The organism is Roseisolibacter sp. H3M3-2 (genome assembly GCF_029211165.1).
Lineage (GTDB): Bacteria > Gemmatimonadota > Gemmatimonadetes > Gemmatimonadales > Gemmatimonadaceae > Roseisolibacter.
The window spans coordinates 1-10,900 of record NZ_JARGEK010000148.1 but is presented as its reverse complement, the minus strand read 5'-3'; the positions used below and the strand labels follow the sequence as shown (position 1 = coordinate 10,900).

The window sequence follows — 10,900 nt, the reverse complement described above, 5'->3', positions numbered from 1 at the left end:
CGCCGCAGCGCGGGCAGCGCGCGTGGGGCGCGCGGTCGCTCGCGCGCGCCGGCACGCCTCGCGGCGCGCCGTGTCGTCGGAAGGGGGCGGTCACGCGCGGAATGATGCCGCCGCGCCCGACGCCGCCACAAGGAGAGCGTTCGCACGGACGTGGGCGCGGCGGCGGCCGACGAGACGCGGGGCGGCCCGGCATCGCCGGACCGCCCCGCGTCGTCGTGCGTTCGGCTGCGCGGTCAGGCGCCGCGGTGCGCGCCGCGATCGAAGCCGCGGTCGAACACGCGCGCCGGGCCGCGGCGGCCGCCGCGCTCGCCCTTCGCGCCGCGCTCCGCCATGCGCTGCTTCATCGCGCCGACGTTGCGGTCGAACGTGGCCACCTGCTGGCCCGTGAGCACGGCGCGCAGGTCGGCGACCTGGCGCTCCGTCAGCTGCTGCATCCGGCCGCGCATCGCCTCGCGCTCGGCGCGGAACTTGGCGCGCTCGGCGCTGTCCGGCCGCTGCGCGTCGCGCCCCTGCGGGCGGGCGGGGCGGCTGCCCCGGGCCTGCTCGGCGAGCTGGCGGCGCTCCTGGCCGTAGCGCTGCTGGATCTCGCGGACCCGGGTCTGCTGCTGCTCGGTGAGCGTGATGTCGCGGAAGAGCGGCCCGCCGCCGGGGCCGCGGCGCCCCTCACGCCCCTCGTGGGGCGCGCCCTGCTCGGCGCGGCGGGGCGGCTGGTCGGGGGTACGCGTCGGGGCCTGGGCGACGAGGGCGGCGCCGACGGAGAGGGCGGTGCCGATCGAGAGGGCGCGGAGGGCGAGGGACTTCATCGTGGCGGTGCTCCTGAGACGTGGGCGTCGTCGCCGGAGGCCGATTGTCGGACCGGCCTGCGTCTTGCGCCAGTTGCGGTACTGCATCGCGCCACACCGGCGGCTGCCGTGGGCGCGACCACTGCGTTCACGCCCATACAGACGTTCGCCGACGCCGGCCGTTAAGCCCACCCGCACGACGGACCGCGGCTGGCGCCCCGCCGCAAACGACGTAACTTGGCCTCGCCGCCGCAGGGCCTGCCGGCCACGGCGGAGACCGGCCGTCCGACCCAGTGCCTGCGCCCGTGACCGCACCCGTCACCCCTCCGACGGACCCGCTGGACTTCGGCGAGACCCCCGCCGCCCCCCCGCCGGCGCCCCCGATCGTCCGGCCGCCGCCGCCGCCGCCGGTCGCGGTCCCGCTCGGCTGGCTCCTCGACCACGCGAGCTACGCGGTCCGCGCCCGCGCCCTGCTCGAGTTCGCGGGGTTCGGGGAGAGCGGGATCGCCGACGCCCACCGCATCGCCCTCGGCCACCGCCCGGCCGTGCGCCTCGCCCTCGCGCAGCGCCGAGACGGCACCTGGCCGGGCGGCATGCTCGCGCTCCCGCGCACCGAGGACCCGGCGTTCGCCGGCGTCGGCACCGTCCCCGCCGTGCGCCGCCTGGTCGAGTACGGGTGGCCCGTCGACGCGCCCCCGCTCTGGCACGCCCGGCGACCGCTCTTCCGCCTGCTCGCGCAGGACGACGACCCGCGCTTCCTCTACGAGCTGGCCGGCGACGGTGCCGACGCGGCCGCGGCCGCGCACGGCCGCCACCGCCTCCGCGAGGCCGCCGCCTCCGCCCTCGCCCACCTCGGGCTCGAGACCGACCCGCGGCTGCGCGGCGCGGCCATCCGCATCCTCGACCGGGTGGCCGCCTGGGTGCGCGGCGATCACGCGACCGCCTCGCCCCTCCCCGAGACGGCCGCGCCGCCGTCGATCGACATGCTGGTGATGCTCGCCCACATGCCGATCTTCCGCACCGAGCGCACGGAAGACCTCGGCAGGCTCGCCACCTTCCTCACCCAGCCCGCCCCCGCGGGCGCGGTCAAGCAGCGCGTCGGAAAGACGGCCGTCCCGAACCCCCGCCTCGTCCTCGGCGACCCGCTCGCCGACGTCACCGAGCCGGACGGCAAGTCGCTCCCCCGCGTCCTGGCGTGGCTCGAGATCCTGGCCCGGCTCGGCCTCCTGCGCCGGCACGAGCCCTGGCGCGCGCTGCTCGACCACCTGCTGGACCTGCGCGACGCCGACGGGCGCTGGACCCGCCCACTCGGCACCCCGCCCGCCGACCCGCTGACCTGGCCGATCGCCCCGCTCGGCCCGCCCGACGAGAAGGCGAGCTGGCAGGCGGACGTGACCTTCCGCCTGGCGCTGGTCGCCCGCCTCGCCGGCCGCCCGCCGGTCCTGGTCTGACGCGCCTCCCCGGACGCCTCCCCGACGACGCCGTCTTCCCCGCCGGCCGTCCGGGACACGAGGTCCGTCTCGTCACCCTCGCCGGGGGGGAGCGCGCGCGCGTCGTGCACTGCCCCCCGCCCGACGGCGCCGTCGACCCGCCGGTCGTCGTCTGCGTCCACGGCTGGGGCTGCTCGGCGTACAGCTACAACCGCGTCCTGCGCGAGATCGCCGACGCCGGCTGCGACGTGTACGCGCCCGACGTGCGCGGCCACGGCTGGTCCGACAAGCCGCTCGCCCTCGCCGACTACGCCCCCGACGCCCTCGGGCGCTGGCTGCTCGCCGTCCTCGACGCGCTCGGCCTCGCGCGCGTCGTGCTCGTCGGCCACTCGATGGGGGGCGGCGTCGTGGTGCGGGCCGCCCTCCAGGCGCCGGAGCGCATCGTCGGGCTCGTCCTCCTCGCTCCCGTCGGCTTCGGCGCCATCCCGCGCACGCGGCTGCTGCGCTGGCTGACGCCCGGCCTTCTCGACCCGCTCCTGCCGCGCCTCGCCACCCGCGCCGTCATCGGCCTCGGGCTGCGCACCGGCTACGGCGCCATCGGCGCGCCCACCGACCGCGACGTCGACGAGTACTGGGCCCCCACCGCCGATCCGGCGTTCGCGCGCGCCACCCGCCTCGTCGCGCACGCCTTCGAGTGGGAGCTGGCCCGCCCCGCCGAGCTGTCGCGCCTCGCCTGCCCGGTGCACGCCATCCTCGGCGGACGCGACCACCTCGTCCCGGGGTCGCACCTGCGCGCGCACGCCGAGCGGATCCCGCGGCTGCGGCTCGACGAGGTCCCCGACGCGGGGCACGTGCTCGCCGAGGAGGTGCCGGAGCTCGTGGTGCGCGCCGTGGTCGAGGACGCGCGGGCGTGGTGGCATCCGCCGTCGGGCCCCGGCTAGCTTACCCGCCCCATGACCAGCCCCCCGGCGGACGACGCCCCGCTCCCGACCTTCGCCGACCTCGGGCTCGCCGAGCCGGTCCTGCGCGCCGTCGCCGACTCGGGCTACGAGCGCCCGACGCCGATCCAGGCGCAGGCCATCCCGCTCGTCCTGCGCGGGCGCGACGTCATGGGGCTCGCCCAGACGGGGACCGGCAAGACGGCCGCCTTCTCCCTCCCGGTCGTGCACCGCCTGCTCGGCGGCCCGCGGCGGACGCGCGCGCTCGTGCTCACCCCCACGCGCGAGCTGTGCGTGCAGGTCGAGGCGAGCGTGCGCACCTACGGCGTCCACGCCGACGTCGACGTGGCGCCGGTGTACGGCGGCGTCCCGTACGAGCCGCAGGAGGAGGCGCTGCGCGGCGGCGTCGACGTCGTCGTCGCGACGCCCGGCCGCCTGCTCGACCACCTCGAGAAGGGGAACGTGGTGTTCGACGAGCTCGAGATCCTCGTGCTCGACGAGGCCGACCGGATGCTCGACATGGGATTCGCGCCGCAGATCAACCGCGTCGTCGAGCGCATCCCGCCCTACCGCCAGACGCTGCTCTTCAGCGCCACCATGCCGCCCGAGGTCGAGGCGCTGGCGCGCAAGTACCTGCGCAAGCCGGTGGTCGTGCAGGTCGGGCGCCGCAACACGGCCACGCGCACGGTCACGCACGCCGTCTACCCCGTCCCGCGCGACCGCAAGAGCAGCCTGCTCGCGGCGCTGCTGCGCAAGCCCGAGATGGACACGGTGCTCGTCTTCGTGCGCACGAAGCCCGCCGCCGACCGCGTGGTGCGCCACCTCGAGGCCGAGGGGATCACGGCCGTCGCCATGCACGGCGACAAGTCGCAGGTGCAGCGCACGCAGGCGCTCGAGGACTTCCGCAGCGGCGCGGTGCGCGTGCTGGTCGCCACCGACATCGCGCAGCGCGGCCTCGACATCTCGGGGATCACGCACGTGATCAACTACGATGTGCCGGAGCAGGCGGAGGACTACGTGCACCGCATCGGCCGCACGGGGCGCGCCGCCGCCACCGGCGACGCGTACACGTTCATGGCGCCCGACGAGATCGCGACGGTGCGCCTGATCGAGCGCGTCATCGGCCAGGAGATCCCGCGCATCTCGGTGCCCGGGTTCGACTTCGGCACGTTCGTCGCCGACTGAGGGGGCGCCGGTGTTCTCCAGCAGCCGCTCCTCGGGCTACGGCCCGCGCGCCGGGTACCGCGGCCCAGCCGGCACGGTGCACGACAGCCCCACCCGCCGCGCCCTGCGCGGCGCCGTGCTCGCCGTCCTCCTCTGGTCCACCCTCGGCCGGCTCGGCGTGCAGGACGCCGTCGGCATCCCCGAGCTCGCGGGGCTCCCGTTCGTCGCGCTCGCCGGCGCGCTGCTCGGCTGGCGCTCCTGGCTCGCGGCGGTGTGGATCGCCGGCGCGATCGCCACGGTCGGGCTGATCGCGGTCACCGCGACGCCGCTCGTGCGCCCGCTCGTCGCCGGCCGGCTCGCGTCCGACGCCGCCCCCGACGCGATGGGCGCCGACGCGGTGTTCGTGCTCTCGGGCGCGGTGACCGACGCCGGGCTGGTGTCGGGGCAGGCGCCGGAGCGGCTGCTGCACGGCCTCCGCCTGGCGCGGCAGGCCGACCTCCCGCTCGTGATGAGCGTGGTGCGCAACCGCGGGCGCGAGGGCGCCGAGTCGTCGGCCGACGACCAGCGCGCGCTCGCCGCGATGGCGGGGCTCGACGCGCGCCTCTCGCTGCTCGACTCGGTGACGAACACGCGCGACGAGGCGGTGCGCGTCGCCGCCCTCGCCCGCGCCAACGGCTGGCGGCGCCTTGCGGTGGTCACGTCGCCTCTGCACGCCCGCCGCGCCTGCGCCGCCGTCGCCCGCGCCGGCGTCGCCGTCCGCTGCGCCCCGGCCCCCTCGCGCGAGCTCTCCCTGACCGGCCCGCGCCCCCTGACGGGCGCCGAGGAGCGGCTGCGCGCGTTCGGGCTCTGGGCGTACGAGACCGCGGGGTGGATGTACTACAAGGCGCGCGGCTGGGTCTAGCGGAACGATCCGGGGGCCGCGCTCGATGCGCCCTGCGCACGTCGCGATACGGCGGAGTCCAAACAGCAGGGAATCGGATCGGTCCGGATCGGAACGGATTCGGCGGATGGGCGCCTGGAGACTCGAGGAGCGATCCGTCGAATCCGCACGCATCCGATCGATCCGTTCTCCCTGCTGTTGAGCGGACCCGTGAGTCACCGCACGCGCCCCAGGCGCGACACGACCACCGTCTCCGCGACCGCGCCGCGCCGCACGATCACGCGCAGGTTCGCGCCGCCCCACCCGAGCCCCGACGGCGCGTAGGCCATCGAGTCGCGCGACGGCTCCAGCCGCACGCCGTACTGCGCGCCCAGCGCCCGCCGCGCCGCCGTGTCGCCGCGCAGGTGCACGGTCGCCGTCCCCGTCGCCGCGTCCACCCGCACCGCCGCCCGCTCGCCGCGCAGTACGGCCAGCCCGCGCGCGGTCGCGAACAGGGCACGCAGCTCGTCGCGCGCCGTGCGCACGCGGGCCGCGTCGAGCATCGGCCCCATCGCGCGCCACGCGAACGCGGCGAGGAGGCCGAGCAGCGTCGTCGCGATGGCCAGCTCGGGGAGCGTGACGCCACGGCGGCGCGGGGCGGGGGAGCGCATGGCCGCACGGTGCCACCCGGAGCGCGCGCGTGCCGTGTCGGGGCGATGCGCCCCGTCGCCGCGCGAGGCGGCGCCGACGCTGCATCGCAGCGCCCGGCTCGCGGGGCGCGTAGTCCGACGTCGGTTGCCCGCCCCCGCGCCTGCGGTATGTTGGCCCGACCTCCCACCGGGAAACGCCCCATGCGCCGCCCCCTCCCCGTCCCGCGCGGGCCCGCCGCCCTCGCCCTCCTGGCCGCCGCCGCGGCCGCCCCCGTCCCCGCCCGGCTCGCCGCGCAGCAGGGCAGCCAGGCGATCGACACCGCCTACACGCGGGTCATCCGCGAACTCACGCCCACCGACCCGCGCTACACGTTCACCACCGAGCTGGTGGACTACCTCCCGGCGTCGGCCACCGTCCCGACGCCGCTCAAGGTGCTCGGCTACGTCCCGGGCACCGTCGGCAAGCTGACGCACGTCGCGGAGGTGAACAAATACTTCCGCGCGCTCGCCGAGAAGTCGCCGCGCACCAAGATCTTCTCGCTCGGCACCAGCGACGAGGGGCGCGAGGAGATCGTGATGGCGATCGCCGACGAGGCCACGCTCGCCCGCCTCGACGACTACAAGCGCATGAGCGCGCGCCTCGCCGACCCGCGCGGGCTCACCGCCGAGGAGCGCGCGCGCCTCATCAAGGAGGCGAAGCCCATCTACTGGGTGCTCGGCTCCATCCACTCCCCCGAGACGGGGAGCCCGGAGATGCTCATGGAGATGGCGTACCGCCTCGCCGTCGACGAGGGGGTGTACGCGAAGAGCATCCGCGAGAACGTCATCACGCTGATCACGCCGGTGCAGGAGGTGGACGGCCGCGACCGCATGGTCGACGTCTACAACCAGAGCGAGCGCCTGAAGCTCGGGCCGACGGGGCGCAACCTCGTGTACTGGGGCAAGTACACCGCGCACGACAACAACCGCGACGGCATGGTGATCTCGCAGAAGATCACCCAGAACTACCTGAAGGGCTTCCTCGACTGGAAGCCGATCATCACGCACGACCTGCACGAGTCGGTGCCCTTCCTCTACACCAGCACCGGGACCGGGCCGTACAACGACCAGTTCGACCCGATCCAGGTGAACGAGTGGCACCAGCTCGCGTACCAGGAGATCAACGAGCTCACGCGGCGCGGGCTCCCCGGCGTCTGGACGCACGGCTTCTACGACGGCTGGGCGCCCAACTACATGCTGGCGATCTCCAACTTCCACAACGCGCTCGGCCGCTTCTACGAGACCTACACGTCGAGCGGCGCCGGCTGCCACACGGTCAACCTCGGCGACGCGCAGACGCAGAAGGAGTGGTTCCGCCCCAACCCCGCCGTGAACGGCGTGCGCTGGTGCATCCGCTCCAACGTGAACTACCAGCAGAGCGGCGTCATGATCGCCCTGAAGTACGTGGGCGACCACAAGGAGACGTTCCTCGAGAACTACGCCGCGAAGGCCGAGCGCCAGACGCGGAAGGGGCGCACCGAGGCGCCGTACGCGTTCGTGATCCCGCGCGGGCAGCGGCACGCCGCCGAGGCGGCCGACTTCGTGAACCTGCTGCGCCTGACGGCGACCGAGGTGCACGAGGCGACCGGCGACTTCACGGTCAACGCGATGCCGAAGGTCGTCGAGGGGCGCAGCCCCGCGCCGCGCGCCGACCGCCCGGTGCAGCTCCGCACCACGCCCGTGCAGGTGAAGGCGGGCGACTGGATCGTGCGCATGGACCAGCCGTACACGCAGCTCCCGCGCACGCTGCTCGCCACGCAGACGTACAAGCCCACCGACCCGTCGCCGTACGACGACACCGGCTGGACGCTCGACGAGCTGCGCCACGTGGTCACGCACACCGTCGCCGACTCGGCGGTGCTGACGCGCCCGATGCGCCTGCTCGGCGCCGACCCGACGGTCGCCGGCCGCGTGACGGGCGAGGGCGCGACGCTGATCGTGAGGCACCTCGGCGACTGGCGCTCGGCCGTGCTGCCGTGGAAGGCGGGCGGGCGCGTGCGCGTCGCCGACAGCGCGTTCACCGCGGGCGGCGCGACCTTCCCGGCCGGCACCTTCCTCGTCGAGTCGCCAAAGGGGGCCGAGGCGGTGCGCGCGCTCGGGCTGGAGGCGGTGGCGGTGGCCGGCGCGCCGGCGGTGAAGGCGCACGCCGTCACCCTCCCGCGCATCGCGTACGTCCACACCTGGCAGGAGACGCAGAACGAGGGGTGGGTCCGCTTCGCCCTCGACCAGATGGGCGTGCCGTACACGTACATGGCCGACCAGAAGCTGCGGAACCCGGGGGCGCTCGACCGCTACGACGTGGTCGTCTTCCCGCACTCGGGGCAGGGGGGGATGACGATCGTCAACGGCCGCCCGATGACCGGCCCCGCGGTGCCGTGGCGCGCGACGAAGGAGACGCCGCACCTCGGCAAGTGGGACGAGACGGACGACCAGCGCCCCGGCATGGGGCTCGAGGGCGCGGCCGCGCTGCGCCGCTTCGTCGAGCGCGGCGGGCTGCTGCTCGTCGAGGGGTCGACGTCGCGCCTCCCCATCGAGACCGGGATGACGCCGCAGGTGACCGAGGTGCAGGCGCGCACGCTGCAGGCGCGCGGCGCCGTGTTCCGCGCGCAGCCCGTGGCGGCGAGCCCGATCCTCTACGGGTACGACGACCGCACGAGCATGCCCGTGTACTTCAACCAGACGCCGCTGCTCCAGATCGGCGGCGGGTTCGGGGGCGGCGGCGGGGGCGGCGGCGCCGCGCCCGAGGGGGTCGACCCGTCGATCCTCGCGGCCCAGGAGCGGGCGCGGCCGCGCGTGGTCCTGCGCTTCCACGACAACGTCGACTCGCTGCGCATCTCCGGGATGCTGAACAACCCGCAGGAGCTGCTCGGCCGCCCGGCGGTGGTCGACGCGCCGCTCGGGCAGGGGCACGTGGTGTCGTTCGCCATCCGCCCGTTCTGGCGCCACCAGACGCAGGGCTCGTGGGCGCTGGCGCTGAACGCGATCGCCAACTGGAACGCGCTGTCGAGCGCGACCGCGGCCCCGGCCCGCGCCACGGCGGCGGCCGGCGCCGGCGCCCGCACCCCCGGCGGCACGCGCCAGTAGTCGGACCCGCCCGCACGCTGCCGGCGCCCGGAACCCGTCCGTTTGGCCGGGCCCCGGGCGCCGGTTAGCTTGTGGGCCGATCCCACCCCCTCCCGATCGATGCGCATCGCCATCTCGACCGGCGGCGGCGACGCCCCGGGCCTCAACGCCGTGATCCGCGCCGGCGTCCTCGCCGCCCTCCAGCGCGGCTGGGACGTGCTCGGCATCAAGCGCGGGTTCGCCGGCCTCCTCGGCGAGGACGAGGTCATCCCGCTCACCCGCGACTCCGTCCGCGGGATCGCCCACATGGGCGGCACGATCCTCCGCACCACCAACCGCGGCAGCCCCTTCAACTACCCGGTCGCGCAGGCCGACGGGTCCATCAAGTACGTCGACCGCTCCGACGAGCTGATCGCGAACGCGAAGGCGCTGGGCATCGACGCGATCATCTCGATCGGCGGCGACGGCTCGCTCAAGATCGCGCAGCAGCTCGTGAACAAGGGGATGAAGGTCGTCTGCGTCCCGAAGACGATCGACAACGACGTCCCCTGCACGATCAACACGTTCGGCTTCGACACCGCCGTCAGCACCGTCGTCGAGGCGCTCGACAAGCTGCACACGACGGCGGAGAGCCACGACCGCGTGATGCTGATCGAGGTGATGGGGCGCGACGCCGGCTTTATCGCGCTCTACGCCGGCGTGGCGGGGACGGCCGACATCGTCCTGATCCCCGAGATCCCGTTCTCGGTCGACAAGGTCTGCGAGGCGGTGGTGGCCCGCGAGCGCTCGGGGCGCCGCTTCTCGATCGTCGTGGTGGCCGAGGGCGCGGCCCCGGTCGGCGGGTCGACCTCGATCATCGGCGAGTCGCTGCCGGGGCAGGCCAAGCGCGTCGGCGGCGTGGTCGAGCCGCTCGCCCGCATCATCCAGGAGCGCACGGGGAAGGAGACGCGCTCGCTCATCCTCGGCCACCTGCAGCGCGGCGGGCAGCCGACGGGCTACGACCGGCTCCTCTCCACCCGCTTCGGCGGCGCCGCGGTGCGCGCGATCGAGGAGGAGAAGTGGGGGCACATGGTGGCGCTCCAGTCGCCGCACATCGTCTTCGTCCCGATCCCCGAGGTGCTGAGCTCGGAGAAGCGGGTCGATCCCGACGGCGACATCGTGACGACGGCCCGCGAGATGGGGATCAGCTTCGGCGACTGAGCGGGGCGTGGGGATGACCCGGCCCGCGGCGGATCGTCCCTACCTCGGGACGTGGCTGTCCCCGTGGCCGGACGTCCTCCGGTCGCCGATGCCGGACGCATCCATGGAAGTACCCATCCGCTAACGACTTGGGCGCCATCGTGCGGCCGTCGGTCGGTGGCACCCCCCCTGCCTCGGACGGGGTGGGGGCCCGCCCCGGGCCCCGCCGAGTCGTCGAGAGGTGTGCATGGCCCGTTGGTTCGAGGTGGGACGCCCGGTGCTGGGGCTGCTGGCGGCGCTGACCTTCACGGTCGGGGCCGCGCAGGCGCAGCCGCCGAAGCTCCCCAAGTTCCCGACCCGCCCGTCCGTCCGCGACCTCGTGTCCGACGGCGAGGCGCAGCGCGCGCGGGCGGCGGACACGGCGGCCGTACCGGCGAGCCACCGCCCGCCGCCGGGGATGTGCCGGATCTGGCTGAACGACGTCCCGCCCGCGCAGCAGCCGGCCCCGACGGAGTGCAGCGTCGCGGTGCGCAACCGCCCCGCCAACGGGCGCGTGCTGTTCGGCGACGACTACGTGAACGGGAAGGAGCGCGGCAAGGACCGCGACCGCGGCCGCCGTGAGCGCCCGGGCGGCCCGTCGGCGGACGTCGGCGAGTACGGCGACTGGGTCGAGCCCCAGGCCGTCGAGGCCGTGGAGTCCGCCGCGATCGCCCTCCAGCCGCCCGCCGACTCGGTGCGCCGCGACCCGCGCTCCCGCCGCCCGGCGGCCGCCGCGCCGGCGCGCGTGGCGCCCCCC

General features: G+C 75.5%; 8 protein-coding genes and 1 pseudogene. 7 read left to right on the top strand and 2 right to left on the bottom strand.

The window, feature by feature from the left end; genetic code table 11:
• Positions 1-233 precede the first annotated feature (233 nt).
• Positions 234-803, bottom strand: a complete 570-nt coding sequence (locus PYV61_RS13330; protein ID WP_275832279.1) for a Spy/CpxP family protein refolding chaperone — start codon at positions 801-803, stop codon at positions 234-236.
• Between the two features lie 284 nt (positions 804-1,087).
• Between PYV61_RS13330 and PYV61_RS13325 the strand changes: the two genes are divergently transcribed.
• The 4 genes from PYV61_RS13325 (at position 1,088) to PYV61_RS13310 (ending at position 5,215) form a co-directional block, all read left to right on the top strand.
• A complete protein-coding gene (locus tag PYV61_RS13325; protein WP_275832277.1) occupies positions 1,088-2,233 on the top strand; it encodes a hypothetical protein in 1,146 nt (381 codons plus the stop codon).
• A 104-nt stretch (positions 2,234-2,337) separates the two neighbouring features.
• Entirely contained in the window at positions 2,338-3,153 is an 816-nt protein-coding gene (locus PYV61_RS13320) for an alpha/beta hydrolase (protein WP_275832275.1), read from the top strand.
• Between the two features lie 12 nt (positions 3,154-3,165).
• Positions 3,166-4,335, top strand: coding sequence for a DEAD/DEAH box helicase (locus PYV61_RS13315; protein WP_275832273.1), 1,170 nt, complete (start codon positions 3,166-3,168; stop codon positions 4,333-4,335).
• Between the two features lie 10 nt (positions 4,336-4,345).
• The gene (locus PYV61_RS13310) at positions 4,346-5,215 is read left to right on the top strand and encodes an ElyC/SanA/YdcF family protein (protein ID WP_275832272.1); all 870 of its coding nucleotides are present in this window, start codon (positions 4,346-4,348) and stop codon (positions 5,213-5,215) included.
• A 194-nt stretch (positions 5,216-5,409) separates the two neighbouring features.
• Here PYV61_RS13310 and PYV61_RS13305 read toward each other — a convergent pair whose 3' ends face one another.
• Complete coding sequence (locus PYV61_RS13305; protein ID WP_275832270.1) at positions 5,410-5,844, bottom strand: prepilin-type N-terminal cleavage/methylation domain-containing protein; 435 nt, start codon at positions 5,842-5,844, stop codon at positions 5,410-5,412.
• A 180-nt stretch (positions 5,845-6,024) separates the two neighbouring features.
• On the opposite strand from PYV61_RS13305, the gene PYV61_RS13300 reads away from it, so the two are divergent.
• The 3 genes and pseudogenes from PYV61_RS13300 to PYV61_RS13290 form a co-directional block, all read left to right on the top strand.
• Positions 6,025-8,946: a M14 family zinc carboxypeptidase gene (locus tag PYV61_RS13300; protein ID WP_275832268.1), complete on the top strand. Its 2,922-nt coding sequence runs from the start codon at positions 6,025-6,027 to the stop codon at positions 8,944-8,946.
• Positions 8,947-9,045: 99 nt separating this feature from the next.
• Positions 9,046-10,125 carry an ATP-dependent 6-phosphofructokinase gene (locus PYV61_RS13295; protein WP_275832266.1) on the top strand — a complete coding sequence of 360 codons (1,080 nt, stop codon included), beginning with the start codon at positions 9,046-9,048 and terminating at the stop codon, positions 10,123-10,125.
• A gap of 226 nt (positions 10,126-10,351) precedes the next feature.
• Positions 10,352-10,900: pseudogene (locus tag PYV61_RS13290) on the top strand (hypothetical protein); the annotation flags it as partial.